This is a genomic window from Streptococcus australis (genome assembly GCF_040226615.1).
GTDB classification, from domain to species: Bacteria; Bacillota; Bacilli; order Lactobacillales; family Streptococcaceae; genus Streptococcus; species Streptococcus australis_E.
Window position 1 is genome coordinate 255,678 of the sequence record NZ_JBCOAT010000002.1, and the last position, 18,561, is coordinate 274,238.

Annotated in this window: 19 protein-coding genes; 3 read left to right on the plus strand and 16 right to left on the minus strand. The window is 43.3% G+C overall.

The genetic code is table 11. From position 1 onward, the window contains the following. Window positions 1-143 precede the first annotated feature (143 nt). Genes ABT997_RS03665 through cdaA form a run of 4 tightly spaced genes read right to left on the minus strand, consistent with a single transcriptional unit; the run spans window position 144 to window position 4,480 of the window. The gene (locus ABT997_RS03665; protein WP_350018762.1) at window positions 144-1,469 is read right to left on the minus strand and encodes an Ig-like domain-containing protein; all 1,326 of its coding nucleotides are present in this window, start codon (window positions 1,467-1,469) and stop codon (window positions 144-146) included. Window positions 1,470-1,511: 42 nt separating this feature from the next. After that, window positions 1,512-2,867: a phosphoglucosamine mutase gene (glmM, locus tag ABT997_RS03670; protein ID WP_350018763.1), complete on the minus strand. Its 1,356-nt coding sequence runs from the start codon at window positions 2,865-2,867 to the stop codon at window positions 1,512-1,514. A 27-nt stretch (window positions 2,868-2,894) separates the two neighbouring features. Continuing rightward, on the minus strand, window positions 2,895-3,635 hold the full coding sequence (locus tag ABT997_RS03675; RefSeq protein WP_350018764.1) for a CdaR family protein: 741 nt from the start codon (window positions 3,633-3,635) through the stop codon (window positions 2,895-2,897). Continuing rightward, the gene (cdaA, locus tag ABT997_RS03680) at window positions 3,632-4,480 is read right to left on the minus strand and encodes a diadenylate cyclase CdaA (RefSeq protein WP_129822207.1); all 849 of its coding nucleotides are present in this window, start codon (window positions 4,478-4,480) and stop codon (window positions 3,632-3,634) included. The genes ABT997_RS03675 and cdaA overlap by 4 nt, the downstream gene beginning before the upstream one ends. A gap of 181 nt (window positions 4,481-4,661) precedes the next feature. On the opposite strand from cdaA, the gene murT reads away from it, so the two are divergent. The 3 genes from murT to ABT997_RS03695 are packed head-to-tail and all read left to right on the plus strand — an operon-like array spanning window position 4,662 to window position 7,085. Further along, on the plus strand, window positions 4,662-6,002 hold the full coding sequence (gene murT / locus ABT997_RS03685; protein WP_350018765.1) for a lipid II isoglutaminyl synthase subunit MurT: 1,341 nt from the start codon (window positions 4,662-4,664) through the stop codon (window positions 6,000-6,002). After that, entirely contained in the window at window positions 6,002-6,790 is a 789-nt protein-coding gene (gene gatD / locus ABT997_RS03690; protein ID WP_350018766.1) for a lipid II isoglutaminyl synthase subunit GatD, read from the plus strand. Before murT ends, gatD begins: the two co-directional genes overlap by 1 nt. Before the next feature lie 10 nt (window positions 6,791-6,800). Beyond that, complete coding sequence (locus tag ABT997_RS03695; RefSeq protein ID WP_009732566.1) at window positions 6,801-7,085, plus strand: LapA family protein; 285 nt, start codon at window positions 6,801-6,803, stop codon at window positions 7,083-7,085. 23 nt (window positions 7,086-7,108) lie between these two features. Here the strand turns inward: ABT997_RS03695 and ABT997_RS03700 are convergent, their stop codons facing one another. The 12 genes from ABT997_RS03700 to atpD all read right to left on the minus strand — a co-directional run bounded on the left by ABT997_RS03700 (window position 7,109) and on the right by atpD (window position 18,487). Continuing rightward, on the minus strand, window positions 7,109-8,296 hold the full coding sequence (locus ABT997_RS03700; protein WP_350018767.1) for an MFS transporter: 1,188 nt from the start codon (window positions 8,294-8,296) through the stop codon (window positions 7,109-7,111). Between the two features lie 109 nt (window positions 8,297-8,405). Then, window positions 8,406-9,584, minus strand: coding sequence for an MFS transporter (locus ABT997_RS03705; protein WP_350018768.1), 1,179 nt, complete (start codon window positions 9,582-9,584; stop codon window positions 8,406-8,408). A gap of 25 nt (window positions 9,585-9,609) precedes the next feature. Then, on the minus strand, window positions 9,610-10,482 hold the full coding sequence (locus ABT997_RS03710; protein WP_350018769.1) for an XRE/MutR family transcriptional regulator: 873 nt from the start codon (window positions 10,480-10,482) through the stop codon (window positions 9,610-9,612). Continuing rightward, on the minus strand, window positions 10,483-12,390 hold the full coding sequence (locus ABT997_RS03715; protein ID WP_350018770.1) for an ABC-F family ATP-binding cassette domain-containing protein: 1,908 nt from the start codon (window positions 12,388-12,390) through the stop codon (window positions 10,483-10,485). Window positions 12,391-12,472: 82 nt separating this feature from the next. Next, on the minus strand, window positions 12,473-12,844 hold the full coding sequence (locus tag ABT997_RS03720) for a hypothetical protein (RefSeq protein ID WP_287517096.1): 372 nt from the start codon (window positions 12,842-12,844) through the stop codon (window positions 12,473-12,475). Between the two features lie 2 nt (window positions 12,845-12,846). Beyond that, window positions 12,847-13,566 (minus strand): matrixin family metalloprotease, encoded by a 720-nt coding sequence (locus ABT997_RS03725; protein ID WP_350018771.1) that lies wholly within the window; start codon window positions 13,564-13,566, stop codon window positions 12,847-12,849. Between the two features lie 166 nt (window positions 13,567-13,732). Next, window positions 13,733-14,545 (minus strand): DNA/RNA non-specific endonuclease, encoded by an 813-nt coding sequence (locus ABT997_RS03730; RefSeq protein ID WP_195348199.1) that lies wholly within the window; start codon window positions 14,543-14,545, stop codon window positions 13,733-13,735. Between the two features lie 104 nt (window positions 14,546-14,649). Continuing rightward, the gene (locus tag ABT997_RS03735; protein ID WP_023022752.1) at window positions 14,650-14,838 is read right to left on the minus strand and encodes a DNA-directed RNA polymerase subunit beta; all 189 of its coding nucleotides are present in this window, start codon (window positions 14,836-14,838) and stop codon (window positions 14,650-14,652) included. Beyond that, window positions 14,828-16,111: a UDP-N-acetylglucosamine 1-carboxyvinyltransferase gene (gene murA, locus ABT997_RS03740; RefSeq protein WP_023026629.1), complete on the minus strand. Its 1,284-nt coding sequence runs from the start codon at window positions 16,109-16,111 to the stop codon at window positions 14,828-14,830. The genes ABT997_RS03735 and murA overlap by 11 nt, the downstream gene beginning before the upstream one ends. A 66-nt stretch (window positions 16,112-16,177) precedes the next feature. After that, entirely contained in the window at window positions 16,178-16,408 is a 231-nt protein-coding gene (locus ABT997_RS03745; protein ID WP_023022750.1) for a DUF1146 family protein, read from the minus strand. 239 nt (window positions 16,409-16,647) lie between these two features. Further along, window positions 16,648-17,067, minus strand: a complete 420-nt coding sequence (locus tag ABT997_RS03750; RefSeq protein ID WP_120702141.1) for a F0F1 ATP synthase subunit epsilon — start codon at window positions 17,065-17,067, stop codon at window positions 16,648-16,650. A 13-nt stretch (window positions 17,068-17,080) separates the two neighbouring features. Continuing rightward, window positions 17,081-18,487, minus strand: a complete 1,407-nt coding sequence (gene atpD, locus ABT997_RS03755) for a F0F1 ATP synthase subunit beta (protein WP_125374267.1) — start codon at window positions 18,485-18,487, stop codon at window positions 17,081-17,083. Between the last annotated feature and the right edge of the window lie 74 nt (window positions 18,488-18,561).

Sequence of the window (18,561 nt, forward strand, 5' to 3'; positions counted from 1 at the left end):
AAGGGCATTTTTCAAACATCCACCCCCTAGCAGAAAGGGAGCTATTGGATGAAATAAATTTTTCAACATCGACACTTGTTTAACTCCGTTTTTATATAGGCAACAAAAAAGACTGGATAATTCCAGCCTTTTAAAAACCAGTATTATTTTGTTAACTTCTTAGACCGTAACACAGTAAAGCCAACCGCACAGCCCAAAATACCAACCAGGATGATAACCGGAGTCATCTTTTCACCTGTACTTGGAAGAACTTTTTTCTTACCAGGTTTTGGTGCTTCTTCCTCTTTAACAGAAGTTGATGATGAGTTTGATGATTTTGGATCTGGTTGTGATTTGGATGGCTCTGGATCTGGACTTGGTTTTGGATCCGGTTGCGGTTTAGATGGCTCTGGATCTGGACTTGGTTTTGGATCCGGTTGCGGTTTAGATGGCTCCGGATCTGGTGTCGGTGGCGTTTGTTCTTTCTCACCCAATCCTTCTCCAGAACCTGTTTCCAATCTCACTTCTCGTGTTAAGCTACGTGGCTCTGGGAAATTGGTTGCTTTCCATGTCAAGGTGTTATGAACGAGATCACCAACTTTTGTACCAGGAGCTACTTTAGTAGAGTATTCGATGTACATTGGCCAATGGTAATTATCTCCAAAGTCAATTGTAAATCCTGTAATCTGTCCAGCTGCATTCTTGTCGAAGACAGCTTTTTTACTGAAATTGTCTAAAACTGGCAGACTTAAAATATGGGCTTCATTTCTAATGCCACCTTCTACTGGACTAAAGCGAACCGCACGGAAACTACCTTCTACCAGTGTCAAGCCATCTCCAAATTGATCTTTAATGACCATGCCACGAAGAATATCTTGACGAGCATTTAAGATAATCCGCCATTTTACAATCGTTGGATCCTTTTGGTCTTGGTAGCCATATTTCATTTCATAGTCACCAGCTTGACCATCTGTTTTTTCGTAGTTTAATGTAAAATCTGTATTGCCAATTTTAAAAGTCAATGGGGATGTTTTTGTAACAACCTCTGGATCCACTTTCACATCAAAACGCAAAGCTACGCGTTTATTGAGTGGGTGGGAAGCAAAGTAATCGTTAAAAGTAACGGTTACGGTCTTGTTTACTGTATTGACAACAGCTTTCCCAACTGTCTGACCATTTGTTTGACCTTCTTCCACCACATCAAATTCGAGAGCTGTATAGAAGGTTAATTCTTTCGGCAAAGACAAGGTCAGGGTATCTCCTGCTTGAATGGCTTGTGTATCTGGAAAGGCTACATTGATGGTAGCGGACAATTTTTCGTTTGAAAAGACTGTAGTTCCACTGGTTACTACTTGGTTTTCCTTGGTCAGACTAGCTGTTTGCGTATAAGACAGGACTTCAGACGCTTGAATAGTTTGAACAAAAGCATTCGAAAAGAGGACTGTAGCAACAAGGGCTAGGGACCACATGATTCGACGTAAATAATTCATATTGACCTCCTCAACTCTCGCTTGGAGAGTTCACTTCTTTATTTAATCTTTAAGACCAATTTCATCTTTGACTACAGCGGCAATTGTATCTACATAGTAATCCACTTCTTCATCAGTCGGAGCTTCTGCCATGACACGAAGAAGAGGTTCGGTACCACTTGGACGCACTAAGATACGACCATTCCCAGCCATTTCAGCTTCCATTTTTTCAATAATCGCGCGAATGGCAGGAACTTCCATAGCCTTATCTTTCATGCTGTTTTCAACACGGATATTGACCAATTTTTGAGGATAGATGGTAACTTCTGATGCAAGATCTGATAAAGTACGACCAGTTTCTTGCATAATCTTGGTCAATTGAACGGCACTCATCTGACCATCTCCAGTGGTATTGTAGTCCATGACAATCACATGACCAGACTGTTCACCACCTAGATTGTAACCAGACTTCCGCATCTCTTCGACCACATAGCGGTCTCCGACAGCAGTCACAACCTTGTTAATGCCCTTGGCATCCAAAGCCTTATGGAAGCCTAGATTGGACATAACCGTCGTTACGATAGTGTTATCTTTTAAGAGACCTTTCTCAGAAAGGTAGGTCCCAATGATGTACATGATTTTATCACCATCAACTAGGTCTCCATTTTCGTCAACTGCAATCAAACGGTCACTATCTCCATCAAAAGCCAAACCAATAGCCGCACCAGATTCTCGGACAGCCTCTTGCAAAGCCTCAGGATGGGTAGAGCCTACTTGGTCATTGATATTGAGACCATTTGGGCTTTCTCCAATAACTGTCAAGCGTGCTCCTAAGTCAGCAAATACTTGGCGGGCACTTGTAGATGCTGAACCATTCGCAGCATCCAAAGCCACGTGCATTCCTTCAAGCTGGGTTCCAGTTGAAACTAAGTATTCTTGATACTTACGAAGTCCTTCAGGATAGTCCATCACTGTTCCAAGACCTTCTGCACTAGGACGAGGAAGAGTATCAGTCTCCGAATCCAATAATGCTTCAATCTCTAGTTCACGGTCATCGTCTAATTTATAGCCGTCATTCCCAAAGAATTTAATCCCATTGTCTAGAGCTGGATTATGACTGGCAGAAATCATGACCCCAGCACTTGCACCTTCAGAACGAACTAAATAAGCTACACCTGGTGTTGCAATTACACCCAATTTATAAACTCTAATCCCTACAGATAGGAGACCTGCTACGAGAGCACTTTCTAACATTTCACCAGAAATACGGGTATCTCGTCCTACGAAAACAAGTGGAGTTTCTTGCTCATGTTGACTGAGGACATACCCTCCGTATCGACCGAGCTTAAAGGCCAACTCTGGTGTCAATTCGACGTTTGCTTCTCCACGGACTCCGTCCGTTCCAAAATATTTACCCATTATGATAATCCTTTCGATGATTCTTTATTAATTGCTATTATTTGATGAAGAACTGGATGAAGAAGAGCTAGAACTTGTCTGTTTCAACTCAATCTTCATGTATAGCTCTGATGGAGAGATAATGACAGGTAAATCATTCCCCTCGCTATCTACCGCCTTTAAGGAGACGGTTGCCGTATAGGTATTGTTTAAAAGATCTCCTTCAGGGAAGATGGCTTCTACATGATCAACTTTGGCTAAAGTGTCCTGGTCGCTGGTTACAGAGACCTTATCGTCAGAAAAAGTAACATGTGAGAGACTCCACCCTGGGGCAATTTGTTTGTCTGGTACCGTGACGGAAACATCAAACTTTTTCGTCTTTTTCTTACCAATTTTTGCAGTAACTTTCTGAGGTTCGATGGTTGCAGTCAATCCTGAAGGCAGGCCTTCGACCTTTAAGGTGATTTCATGCTGGCCCTCTTTCAGATTGCTAAGATCAGCTACCACTTTAAATTTACGAGTACTAGCCTGCATTTCTGATGCTAAGGCGACACGGTTAGATCCCTTCAGAAAAACTGTTACTTCTGAACTAATCCCGCTAACAAAATATTTACTATCGTTATATTTTACATCAATCGGAATATTGGTTAAGGTGTTCGTGTAAGTTTCAGAGCTCACTTGACGCGCACTACTGTTATTCTGAAAATTAACAGAGGTAGCAATGATGAATAAGAGACTTGAGAAAAAGACTGATGTCACAATATAGACAATTTTTCTTTTTGGAATCATTTGATACGTCCTCCAAAAATTCTTGATTTCAAATCTTTTTTTCCTTGATCTTCTGGAATAATGAAGGAACGCAATTCTTGTTCGAATTCTTCGATACTGAGGTCGTGTCTAAAGCTCCCATTTCTCGCAATGGAGATACCACCCGTTTCTTCCGAAACAACAAAGGTAAAGGCATCACTTACCTCAGACAAGCCGATTGCAGCCCGGTGTCGCGTACCGAACTCTTTTGAAATTCCCGTGCTTTCTGTTAAGGGGAGATAAGCACAAGATACAGCAATTTTATCATTGGTGACAATCACTGCCCCATCGTGAAGCGGGGTGTTGGGGATAAAAATATTAATCAGAAGTTCACCCGAAACATCTGCATCGAGGGGAATACCCGTAGAAATATATTCTTGAAGGGTTCTACTCCCTTGAATAGCAACCAAGGCACCAATCTTTCGAGGACTCATATAAGCAACGGCTTTTACATAGGATTGAACCAATTTTTCTTCTGTACTAATCTGGTTGGTTGAGAAAAATTCAGTTGCTCGACCTAATCGTTCTAATCCCGTCCGAATTTCCGGAGAGAAAATCACTACCGCAGCAATGACCCCGTATGTGATGATTTGGTTGATCAACCAAGAAATGGTCGTCAGACCAATCATATTGGCAACTAACTCAAATAAGAAAAAGGTCAAGACACCACGGACTAAAATCATAATTTTAGTACCGACAATGGCTTTTATAAAATAATACAATAACCAGGCTACTAGGGCAATGTCAATCAGGTTGACAACCACACTCCATGGAGTGGGAAATAAACTGGCCCAATACTGGGGATTTGACAATTGTTGGATGTTCACAATCTCATACCTACCACTTCTCTTCTAGGCTTTTCACGCAGCTAACAACTGTGGATGATTACTGGAAATAGCAAGGCTTCTAGCAAATGGATAGCGCGTTCAAACTACTCAACATCATTATATCATGTTTCAACAGATTTTTCTGTAACCTTCTGTTGGTTTTTGTGATAAAATATGAATTATGAAGATTAAGACTAGTATAGGGCTTATTGCCGGAAAAACGAGTAGTCACCTCTTGCGTTTGCTTGGTCGTGGCTCTACCCTTCCTGGAAAAATTGCCCTCCAAATTGATAAAGACATTTTACAATACCTGGCCCAGAACTACGAAATTGTGGTTATCACTGGTACGAATGGGAAAACACTAACAACGGCTCTCACTGTTGGCATTCTTCAGGAGGCTTTCGGACCTATCGTGACCAATCCTAGTGGGGCCAATATGATTTCAGGGATTACGACCACTTTCTTGAACGCAAAAGGTTCTTCCGGTCGTCCTATCGCTGTTCTTGAAATCGATGAAGCCAGCCTGGCTCGAATTTGTGACTATATCACTCCGACCTTGTTTGTAATCACCAATATTTTCCGGGATCAAATGGACCGCTATGGGGAAATCTACACGACTTATCGGATGATTTTAGACGGGATTAAAAAAGCGCCTCAAGCGACTGTTTTGATGAATGGAGATAGCCCTCTTTTCCATACCCTTCCCCTACCAAATCCCGTTCAATATTTTGGCTTTGACACGGAAAAAACTGCTCCGCAGCTAGCTCATTACAATACGGAAGGAATCGTTTGTCCAGAGTGTCACGGTATTTTAACTTACCAATTAAACACCTATGCCAATCTGGGAGATTACATTTGTGAAAGCTGTGGCTTCCATCGTCCTCCATTGACTGTGGCAGTTAATGAATTGACTGAGCTGACCAATACTTCTTCTCACTTTAAGATCAACAGCACAAACTACCACATCAATATCGGGGGCCTCTATAATATTTATAATGCCCTCGCTGCAGTTGCTGTTGCCCATTATTTTGAAGTAAGCCCAGACGTCATTAAGCGTGGTTTCGACAAGAGTAAGGCTGTCTTTGGTCGCCAGGAAACCTTTAAGATTGGGGATAAGGAATGTACCTTGGTCCTGATTAAGAATCCAGTTGGAGCTACTCAGGCTATTGAAATGATCAAACTAGCGCCATATCCCTTCAGCTTGTCTGTTCTTCTCAACGCCAACTATGCAGATGGAATCGATACGAGCTGGATTTGGGATGCCGACTTTGAGCAAATCACCCAGATGGACATTCCAGAAATCAATGCTGGTGGGGTGCGGCACTCTGAGATTGCTCGACGACTTCGGGTCACTGGCTATCCTGCTGAAAAGATCACAGAAATGGCTGATTTAAAAGAGGTCTTCCAACGCATCAAGCAACAGGAAACCCCTCACGCTTACATTTTAGCTACCTATACAGCCATGCTAGAATTCCGTGAACTCTTGGCCCAAGAACACCTGATTGAAAAGGAGATGCACTAATGACTTATACTTCCCTGGAATCTTCTGATCAGGCACAGTATCCCTACAGCCTGCGCATTGCCCATCTCTATGGAAACTTAATGAATACTTATGGGGACAATGGGAATATCCTCATGCTCAAGTACGTTGCGGAAAAGCTTGGAGCCCATGTCACTGTTGATATCGTCTCTCTCAAAGACCGGTTTGATCCTGATGCCTACGATATTGCCTTTTTCGGCGGCGGGCAAGACTACGAGCAGACCATTGTATCTGAAGACCTACCAGATAAAAAAGAAGACCTCGAACGCTTCATTCAGGACGATGGCGTGGTCCTTGCTATCTGTGGTGGCTTTCAGCTTCTAGGCCAATACTACATTGAAGCTTCTGGCAAACGCATTGAAGGACTTGGCATTATGGGCCACTATACGCTCAACCAAGTCAACAACCGCTATATCGGTGATATCAAAATCCATAATGAAGAATTTAACGAAACCTATTATGGTTTTGAAAACCACCAAGGTCGAACCTTCTTAGCAGAGGATGAAAAACCACTGGGCAAGGTCGTCTATGGAAATGGGAACAACAAAGAAGATGGGTGCGAAGGGGTTCATTACAAGAACGTCTTTGGCAGCTACTTCCACGGTCCTATCTTGTCCCGAAATGCCAATTTGGCCTATCGCCTAGTGAGCACTGCTTTAAAAAATAAATATGGCAAGGACCTTTCCCTACCGGCTTATGAGGAGATTCTAAGCCTAGAGCAGCCGGAAGAGTACGCTGATGTGAAAAGCAAGGCCCCTGCTGAACAATAAGGAGATAATGATGAACAAAAATAATCTACACTACATTGCTTTATTACTTTTAATTTTATTGATTGCTGGTATTTCCCTTGCAAACATGCAAACGGTCACCGTAAATTTCCTCTTGGTCCAATTTAAATTACCCTTGATCATTCTGATCTTGCTCTGTGTCCTCTTAGGTGCATTCGTCATGAACTTGATTAATTTTTCAAAGGGCTTCTCCCTAAAAAAAGAACTCAAGAGCACTCAAAAGCAACTGGAAGAAGCAAAGAAAGAAGTTAAAGCAGAAGAAAAAGATAACAACTAAAAAAGCACCGATCGGTGCTTTTTTCATGCTGATTTACCCTCTTTTGCTTGCAATTTCTTGGCGACTACTTGTGCTAGGAGTGAAAAGAGGATGACGCCAGCTCCAATCAGGAGAAAGGATTCAACTCGGACACTTGGTAACCAGGTCATCAAGCCTTTAGCCACAGGCATAAAGAAAATGGCTAGGGTAAAAATGGTGCTTAAGACCCTGCCCAGGTAGTCTCCTTCTACCTTGGTTTGCACTTGGGTAAAAAAGTGGATATTAAAAATCGTCATAAAGAGTTCGCAGACTAAATTTCCAGAAAAGGAAAGAAGAGGAGGAAGAGGCAAGCCCATCATGAATACTCCTACTCCTGTTAAGATCAATAAAAAGAGAAGCATCTCCATACTTGATTTAAATTTATTAGCAATCAAGGCTCCAATGATGGAACCGATAGCGCCCAAGGTTAAGATAGTCGCATAAGCGCCCTTGACCCCGTAGAGTCGGTTCGAAAAGGGAAGTAAAAACTCAAAAGCTGCAAAAAAGAAATTGACGCTGGAAGCCACTAACAAGAGAAAGAAAATTTCTTTCTGATGCCAGATATAGTGCAATCCATCCCTGATATCCGAAAAAATATCTTTTCCCGTGAACCGTTTCTTTTCTTGAACTTTGGCTTCTTCTTTCGGAAGGAATGCCACTAGGACAAAGGCGATAAAAAAGGTCAGTGCATCCAGTAAGAGGGTCGCATGGAGACTGGCAAATTGTAAAACAAGGAAAGAGAACACAGGTGAGCTAACACCGACAACCTGTAAGACCAACTCCAGGCGGGCATTATAGGTCACAATCTCGTCCTTCTCTACGACCTCAGTGATAATGGCTTTGTTGGCCGTACGAGAAAATGCAAAGGCAATGGCCTGAACAATATTAGCAACAATCAGGCCTGCAATCATCCAACGATCGTTCCTGATAAAAGAAATCGCCAAACAAAGGAGACCACACACCAAGTCGGTCGTCATCAAAATCTTGCGACGGGAAAAACGGTCTGAGATCACGCCACCAAATGGATTGACTAGAATGGAGGTGACAAGTTCAGAAATTTGATAAATCCCCAATACCGTCTTTCCCACCGTCCCCATCGAGGCCAGCCAGACACTGTTCCCATAATCATAGAGCATATTTCCCATTCTATTGATCGCCCCACGAGCAATTAATTGGACTGCATGTCGATTCATAAAAAAACCTCCTTCATTTTCTGAAACTATTGTATCAGTTCATGAAAGAGGTTTTCATTTTGTCCCTTATTTGGGAAAAATAATAAATTACAACTTTATAAAAGGATATCTACTGTTCTTTTGATTGAAGCTGCATAGCTACTAGCTGAGCCAAGAGTGAAAAGAGAATAACTCCAGCTCCAATCAGAAGAAATGATTCCATGCGGACGCTTGGCAACCAAGTCATCAAACCCTTGGCGATGGGCATAAATAGAACAGCCAAAGTATAAATCGTGCTCAAGACTCTCCCCAGATAATCATCTTCCACCTTGGTTTGTACTTGTGTAAAAACGTGGATGTCGAAAATGGTCACAAAAAATTCACAGATCATATTTCCTGAAAATGAAAGATAAGGCGGAAGGGGCAAGCCCATTATGAACACTCCGACCCCTGCCATGATCAGTAAAAACAGGAGAATTTTCATACTTGATGTCATTTTATTGGCAACAAGTGCTCCTAGAATAGATCCAATAGCTCCCAATGTTAAGATGGTTGCATAAGCTCCTTTGAAGCCGTATAGTCGATTGGAAAATGGGAGTAAAAATTCAAAAGCTGCAAAAAAGAAATTGACGCTAGAAGCCACCAATAAGAGAAAGAAAATGTCTTTCTGATGCCAGATATAGTTTAGTCCATCTTTCATATCCGAAAAAATATCTTTCCCGGTAAACTGTTTCCTCTCTTGAACCTTAGCTTCTTCTTTCGGAAGGAAAGCCACTAGGACAAAGGCAATGAAAAAGGTCAGGGCATCTAGTAAGAGGGTCGCATGAAGACTGGCAAATTGTAGAATTAGGAAAGAAAAAACAGGTGAACTGACACTAACAACCTGTAAGACCAACTCCAGGTGAGCATTATAGGTCACAATCTCATCTTTCTCAACAACCTCTGTGATAATAGCTTTATTGGCAGGTCGAGAAAAACCAAAGGCAATGGCCTGAACAATATTGGCAACAACCAGGGCCGCAATCATCCAACGATCATTTCTGATAAAAGAAATCGCCATACAAAGGAGGCCACAAACCAAGTCGGTCGTCATCAAAATCTTGCGACGAGAAAAACGGTCTGAAATCACCCCTCCAAAAGGATTCACGAGGATCCCTGTCACTAACTCAGAAATCTGATAGATTCCTAATACCGTCTTTCCTATAGTCCCCATTGAGGCCAGCCAGACACTATTCCCATAATCATAGAGCATATTTCCAATTTTGGTAATCGCTCCACGACCAATTAATTGGACCGCATGTCGGTTCATAAAATCTCCTTTATCTCTCTCCTATTTAGGAACATTCATCTATTACAAATTTATCAAAGTGTTCTTGATAGTAAGCTACCTGCTCTGGAAGACCTAGCACATCAAAAATATGCATAGCCTCTTGCATTTGCTGACTCCCTTCTTCTGTTTGCCCCTTCTGATAGAGGGCAAATCCCTTGAGGTAATGAAAGACATTGCGCTCGTAGAGTTTGATGCTCTTCCCGATAATCTTTTCCACATAGGCTTCAAAATAGCTGGCATTTTCGAAAGAACGGTGTTCTAAACAATGCTGGTAACAATTCAGAGCTAGAATCAAGACTAGTTTTCGATGGCGACCAATTTCCTTGTAGAAATCTTCCCGCTCCATCACTTCTCTACCAAGCCGAGTGACATAATCCACATCATAAAAGCTATAGAGATTGCCAAAGAGGATCAACTCATACATGGTCCATTCTTCTGTCTGAAAGAGATAATCCGCCACCTTTTCCAGATCACTTTGCTTCATCGTGTAGCTGGCATCTCTCTGGCAAATCAGCCCTTGTAACAAAATCCAGTTCAATTCAAAATAAAGGGGATTGGTTGAACGTTTAGCCTTTTCCAGTTGTTCTCTTTGAAGCCTTTGAAAACCAGCAATATCATTTGCATAGTAAAGCGGAATAATCTGAGCCATCAAGGCCACATGCTCATGGTGTTGAAAATTCCTAGCCTTATCCATAAAATTCTCAATCGTCACATGGATATTGTCCAAAATGTCAAAGAAGCGCGAAGCAGCCAGATCCGACTCCCCCAATTCAAAACGGGATAACTGGGAGGTCGAGCAAGCTTCTCCTGCTGCTTCTTTCAACGAATAATTTTTACTGATTCGAAATTCACGAAAAACTTTTCCAAGATCTTCCATTTATTCCACCTGCTCTGACAGTTCTGCCCACTCTTCCATCACTGCTTCCTGCTGAACAGTCAGTTGGTCCAGCTCGCTTTGCAGTTGGACCAAGTCTTCTGCACCATTGGTGCTATGCATAGTTTCAGTGATGGCTTGGATTTTCTGATCCAGATCTTCCATCTCTGCTTCCAATTGTTCAATGCGGCGGATGATTTTGCGGAGTTCCTTTTGGTTTTGCTTTTGCAAGTGATAATCATCGCTGGTGACTTCTTCGGTCGAAGAAACAGGATCAGATTCTGCTTGCGCTGCAGCAAGGGCTTCTAACTCTGCTTTCTTCTCCAAATAATAATCATAGTCTCCCAGATAAAGGGTCGAGCCCTCTTCTGAGAGTTCTAAGACTTGGGTCGCTACCCGATTGATAAAGTAGCGGTCGTGGCTGACAAAGAGCAGGGTCCCATCAAAATCAATCAAGGCATTTTCAAGTACTTCCTTGCTATCGATGTCCAAGTGGTTGGTCGGCTCATCGAGAATCAAGAAGTTGTTATTCTCCATGGACAGCTTGGCCAAGAGCAGGCGCGCCCGCTCTCCACCTGACAGCATGCCAACGGTTTTCTTGACATCATCCCCAGAGAAAAGAAAGGCTCCCAGGCGATTGCGGATTTCCACTTCTGGTGTCAGTTTAAAGTCATTCCAGAGCTCATCCAAGACACTGTTGTGAGGCGTTAGTTTACTTTGGGTCTGGTCATAGTAGCCCACCTCGACATTGGCCCCAAAACGAGCTTCACCCTTGATAAAAGGAATCTGCCCAACGATGGACTTGATTAAGGTTGATTTTCCGATCCCATTTGGTCCCACAATAGCGACTGCATTAATCTTGCGGATATCCAAATTAATGGGCTCTGACAGGATTTGATCGTCATAGCCGACGGCTGCCTCTTCTACTGTCAGGACGACATTGCCCGATGTCTTATCGGCATGGAAGGTCATATGAGCGGACTTGCTTCCAGCTTCAGGTTTGTCTAGGCGCTCCATTTTTTCCAACTGTTTGCGCCGAGACTGGGCCCGCTTGGTAGTCGACGCCCGCACCAAATTGCGATTAACAAAGTCTTCCAGAGCAGCAATTTCTTTTTGCTGTTTCTCATAGTTCTTGGCTTCGGTCAGCAATTTTTGTTCTTTTTGCTCCACAAAACTGGAGTAATTACCGACATAGCGATCCAAGGAATGCTTGGTCAAGTCCAGAGTAATAGTTGCGACCTTATCTAGGAAATACCGGTCGTGGCTGACAATGAGAAGGGCTCCGCTATAATTGACCAGATAGTTTTCCAACCAGGCGATGGTCTCAATATCCAAGTGGTTGGTCGGCTCGTCCAATACCAAAAGATTTGGTTTTTCTAGAAGCATCTTGGCCAGAGCTAGACGGGTATTTTGCCCACCAGACAGCTCTTCAATCTTCATCTGCCACATGGACTCATCGAACTTGAAGCCGTTGAGTATCGCACGGATATCTGCCTCATAGGTAAAACCACCTGCCTGACGGAATTCTTCCGATAGTCGGTCATAGTCCTGCATGAGCTTTTCTAAGTCAGCCCCAGTTTTTTCTCCCATCGCAAGCTCCATTTGACGCAAGGTTTTCTCGGTCTTTCTGAGATCGTCAAAGACATGGAGCATCTCATCGTAGATGGTATTGGACGACTCAAAGCGACTATCCTGGGCCAGATAGGAGAGAGAAAGATCCCGCTTTTTATTGATTTCTCCTGAAGTTGGTTCTTCTTCTCCCACCAAGATTTTTAAGAGCGTAGACTTGCCGGCTCCGTTCTTTCCGACCAGGGCAATCCGGTCCCGTTCATCCACTTGCAGGCTGATATTATCAAAAAGAACCTCCCCTGCAAAAGAGCGTTCAATTTTGTTGGCTTGTAAAATAATCATAGTTTCATTGTACCTTACTTTTGACAAATTGACAATTGAAGAAAAGGCCAAACGCTAGATGCGCTTGACCTGTCCTAACTTTTTAAATAGCTGAGATATTGGAGGCCATTTGGCTGTACTGATAGGCGAGGAAAAGCCCGATGCCAATCACCAGCAAAAGCAAGCCCCATTTGATGACTCCCTTTACAAAGCGAATCACAAGTAGGATCATCATGGAGCCAATCAGCCAAGTGATGGCCGAATGCGAGAAGAAAGCTTGGACGGCTTCCTTATTGTCTCCGAAAAATTGACGGACTCCCTCAGGAGCATAGTTTTCCCAAGCCTGTTGAATGCCTAATTCATGGGAAATTGCTTGCCCTTTTTGGGATAGCCATAGAAAGATTCCAGAGTTAAACACAAAGAGTACCACTTGTTCTGGAAAGGTTCGAATCACATACAGTATGCGTTTGATTATTCTTACTCCTTGTATAGTTGACGAACAGCCTCAATATCCCTCTCTTGGATGTTATAAAAGGAACCAGTTGCCTGCATGACGGACTCTTCCTCAGTATGGTCCAAACCGATCGCATGGCCTAGTTCATGCTCAGCTGTGTTTACAATCCGCTGATGGGAATAGTTGTACTGCTTATTAAGTAGGTAATGGCGATTCAAGCGAACGGTCACCCTTTTGAAACGATTGGTTAAAACATTGGTCTGAGATTCGGCCTCACCCGCTGCAGAAACCGTGCTATCATCCATCTCTGTCAAGAGGATATCGGCCTCTTCTTCACTGGTGACAAGTTGGAAAGTGAAGGCTCCTGTCTGATTCCAAGACTCAAGAGCTTCCTCATAGGCACGGGTAAAGGTCTCATCCATTTCAGGATCTAGATAAACTTTTGCAGTTGCCTGATCCCACCTTGCTCCTGTAGAGGTATGGCCATCAGTTGCTAGGCCTTCTTGAGCAGATGGGCTCCCTTGACTTAGCATAGGACCAGTTCGATGAAAGTAAGCATCCACCTGCGTGACAACCGTTTGGGCCGCACGACTGACGCCGTCTATCCCGCTACCGGTTTTGCCACTAAAGAACAGAACACCAACTACTAGGGCAAAACTGAGAGCTAGGGTCCAAAACAAGCCCCAAATAAGACTCCAAATGGCCCGTATTAGAAAACGAATCATGGCTATAATAGTTCTCACAAGCTCCTCCTTTCCTTGGGAAGACCTCTGTTTAGGTCTAGAAGAGAATAGTATACCTTAGTTTTCTTAAAATAAACTAAAGATTGCAGTCATGAATAGAAAAAGATTCAGTTGACTACAAAGCCAACCGAATCCTTCTTATCTTGCTTCTTCTTTTCCGTTTAGCTTAACGATGCACTGTTACTTTTCCCGTACGATAATCCAAACTAATCCCACTCTGAACATTTGGAACAAAAACATTAAACTCTAGACTACCATCACTAGATTTTGCTTCAATTTGACTGCCGACTGGTACCAAATCATCATCCGATGCATAGTGGAGAGTCACCCGATAACGAACCCGCTTATTATTGTCTAAGGCCTTCCGAACAAGGGTCTCATAATAATTTTGTCCTGTCGAAAAACTATCACGCGCTTGATTCGCCCAAGCTGTTTGAACCGCTATATTTTTTGGATTGCTCGTTGAGGCATCAAAACCATCAAGCTTGCCTATCAAGGCATATCCGAGGAGATGACCCCGGTCAACCGCATGGTCGTATTCCCCAGCTAAATTGGTTACTTGGTGCCAGCCAGCTGGCGTCCAATCTACATCTGTCTGCTCTCTCTTTTGGTATTGACGAGTCGCCTTGGTCATCAAAGCGTTGGCAACTGTGGGAATTTCTCGTCCTTTTACAGTCTTTGTCTTCGTATCTGCATAAGGGAGACTCGCAACATCTGCATCCAGATTGGTTTTGTTCTGGTTAATAATGAAAGCGCCCGCTTCGTTCCATTGAATGTTCTTTCCTAGTTTCGTACGAACACCATCCGTCAGAACACTCTCCGCTAGTTCCTTACTCGGTGTTGCTTGTTGACTCGAAGTGACAACCGTTTGAACTTGAGAGTGACTAGCGACTGGCTGGGGTTGACTAAAATAATACCCGCCGATCGAGAGAGCTGCAGCCACCACCAAGCCTAGTAAGGTTTGTCCCGATTTTTTCATTTTAAGTGGTTTCTTTTGATTGTTTGCCACAATGGTTTCCTCTATTTCTACTGAATTGGAAAGAGCCTGGGATCACGATCTCAAGCTCCTCTTTTGATAAATAGTTACTTACCTGTAAATTTCTGAAGGATTTCCTTCCATGTATCTGGCGAGAGAATAGACCAAGGATCCTTCCCATTACCAATGATACCATATCCAATGACCAAGCCAAGAGCGAAGACAATCGCTAAAATAGTAAGAACCAATAGGACGATTCCCAATTGTTTTCCAATTGCTTTTAATTTAGTTTTCATCATCATCTTCCTTCACACGACGTACATCTGCTCCAAGAGCCACCAATTTCTCATGGAATTTAAAATATCCACGGTCAAGGTGTGTTAACTTGCTAACTTTGGTTTCTCCCTCAGCTACAAGCCCCATTAAAATCAAGGTCGCACTAGCACGCAAGTCTGTCGACATCACTTCAGCCCCTTGTAAGCTAGCTCCACCTTGGATGCGGGCTGTATCTCTCATAATATCTGAGTGTAAGCCCATCCGACGCATCTCTTCCAAGTGTTGGAAACGATTTTCAAATACTGTTTCAATCATAGTCGATTCACCAGAGGCCATGGCCATTAAAGCAGTAAATTGAGCTTGCATATCTGTAGGAAAACCTGGATAAGGCAAGGTTTTTACCGTCACTGGTTTCAATTTAGAGACATCTGAGCGAATGCGAATACCATTTTCTTCTTCCGTTACTTCAACACCCATTTCTTGCATCTTAGAAAGAAGAGGGCGGTTGTGTTCCCAGATAGCATCCTCGATTAAAACGTCTCCACCTGTCATGGCTGCACCAACCATAAAGGTACCTGCCTCAATCCGGTCTTGAACAACATTGTGAACCGCGCCATGCAAGCGATCCACCCCAACAATCGTCAAGGTTTCTGTGCCTGCTCCACGCACCTTAGCACCCATCTTATTCAAAAGAGAGGCTAAGTCCACAATCTCAGGTTCGCGGGCTGCATTTTCGATAACCGTAGTTCCATCTGCCAAAGTTGCTGCCATCATGATGTTTTGCGTCGCACCTACGGATGGGAAATCCATATAGATATGCGCTCCATGAAGACGATCTGCTTTTGCTTCAATATAGCCCGCAGTTTGAGTGATCTTCGCCCCCATAGCTTCCAATCCCTTCAAGTGCAAATCGATTGGACGACTACCAATGGTACATCCACCCGGCATGGAAACTTTGGCATGACCATTCCGAGCCAAGACAGGACCTAATACGACAATCGAAGCCCGCATCTTGCTGACATATTTGTAAGGCGCTTCTTCTGTTAATGGTTGAGTTGCATCAACGACTACTGTATTGGTCTCTTCATCAAACGTCACTTGAGTGTTCAAGCCACGAACGACATTATTCATGGTAAAGACATCAGATAAAACAGGAACATTGGTCAAAGTCGTTGTTCCTTCACTGGCCAAAACAGTTGCTGCTAAAAGGGGAAGGACGGCATTCTTTGCTCCTTCAATCTTCACAGTTCCAACTAGGCGATTTTGACCACCGTTTACAATAATTTTATCCATACTCGTTATTACTCCATTTCATTCAGTCACGACTACTATCATACCATAAATTCATCAAAAAAGAAGCTAAAAGTTCCCGTTAAACAACTGCCGACTGAATTCATAGATACTGATAAAGAAGCTACTCGTCAAATACCCTAAACTAATGCTGATCAATAGAATAAGAAGACGAATTTTCAAGGCTGTATCAGCACTTACCTTTAAAAAACGCTCCCACTGAACCACCGTTGAAAGAAGGTGGTAGGCAAAAGAAATAAATAATAGGTGACTGCAAAAAGTAAAAATCATTTGAATCATACCTCTATTATACCACAAGAAAAAGTTTCCCTTTATATTCTTTAGATTCAAAAAAGAGAGTGGGACAGAAATCGGTCATTCGTTAGAATTCGATTTCGTCATCCCACCTCCGCACAGTTGAGTAGGGCTGTAAAAGCTGATGAAATCAGCGTAGTAGAGCCCACTCAACCACTGTGTCTTGCGCGACAATCCAAAGACAATTGAGAGGCTAGGACTTTTGTCCCAGCCTCTTTAACTTTTTATAATCGATTTCCGACATTAATCCGGTTAATAGCTCGTTGAAGGGCAATTTTTGCACGACGCTCCATATCAACAGAATGTTGATCTTTGGCTTCTTCAAGGGCCTTTTCCGCACGCAATTTTGCACGCTCAGCCCGGCTAATATCAATGTCTCGAGCGCGTTCAGCTGAATCCGCTACAATGGTAATGACATTATCCGCTACTTCGATAATCCCACCATTGACTGCAATCCAATCAATATGTTTGTCATCGTCGACACGACGAACCTTGACTTGGTCTACAGCCAAAACCGCAATGGTATTGATATGATGAGGTAAAATCCCTAATTCACCATCAATTGTCTTGACAGATACAAATGCGGCATGATGATCATAAACCAGTCCATCCGGTGTAACGATTTGGACGTTCATTTGACTCATCTTTCACCTCTTCTTAGAATCCCATTTTTTCAGCTTTGGCGATCACATCTTCGATCGATCCAACACCACGGAAAGCATCCTCTGGCAAGTGGTCATATTTCCCATCCAAAATTTCCTTAAAGCCACGAACAGTTTCTGCAACTGGTACATAAGAACCTGGTTGACCAGTAAATTGTTCCGCCACGTTAAAGTTTTGAGACAAGAAGAATTGAATACGACGGGCACGAGCCACCAAGGTCTTTTCATCATCAGACAATTCATCCATCCCCAAGATAGCAATGATATCTTGCAATTCGTGGTAACGTTGAAGGACGCGTTTGACCTCAGAAGCCACTGCATAGTGCTCTTCTCCAACGATATCTGGGGAAAGGGCACGCGAGCTTGATGCCAATGGGTCCACGGCAGGGTAAATCCCTAATTGAACCAATTTACGCTCCAAGTTGGTCGTAGAGTCCAAATGGGCGAAAGCTGTTGCTGGAGCAGGGTCTGTATAGTCATCGGCTGGCACGTAGATGGCCTGGATTGATGTAACAGAACCTTTCTTGGTTGAGGTAATCCGTTCTTGCAATTGACCCATTTCAGTTGCCAAGGTCGGTTGGTAACCAACGGCAGAAGGCATCCGTCCCAAAAGGGCTGATACTTCTGATCCGGCTTGGGTGAAACGGAAGATATTATCGATAAACAAGAGAACGTCTTGACCTTCCACATCACGGAAGTATTCCGCAATGGTCAAACCAGTCAAGGCTACACGCATCCGTGCTCCTGGTGGTTCGTTCATTTGTCCAAAGACCATGGCTGTTTTTTCGATAACGCCAGATTCCTTCATTTCCCAGTACAAGTCATTCCCCTCACGGGTCCGTTCACCAACCCCGGTAAAGACGGAGATCCCACCGTGCTCTTGGGCAATGTTGTGGATCAATTCTTGAATTAAGACGGTCTTCCCAACTCCGGCACCACCGAAGAGGCCGACCTTCCCACCTTTCAGGTAAGGGGCCAAGAGGTCAATGACCTTGATCCCTGTTTCAAGAATTTCTTCTGAAGTAGAAAGCTCATCAAAGGATGGAGCTTTTTTATGAATGGATTCACGAGGAGCATCTTCTGGAAATGCTTCTTCCAAGTCAATGGTATCTCCCAAGACGTTGAAAACACGTCCAAGAGTTTCTTTTCCGACAGGCACAGAGATTGGACGACCAGTGTCCAATACTTCCATCCCACGAGTCAAGCCATCTGTTGATTCCATGGCAATGGTGCGAACGACACCATCCCCAAGTTCAAGAGCTACTTCAAGAACGACTTTTGATTTTTGTTGGTCATTTTTATAGACTACAAGCGCATTATTAATCTCAGGGAGTTTATCGCCCGCAGCAAAAGCTACGTCAACGACAGGACCTACAACCTGAGAAATTTTGCCTAAACTCATGTCATTCTCCTATTCTATTAAGTTTCTAAGCTTGGTCATACATATAAGCAAGCTTATTTTTGTATTGTTAAAAT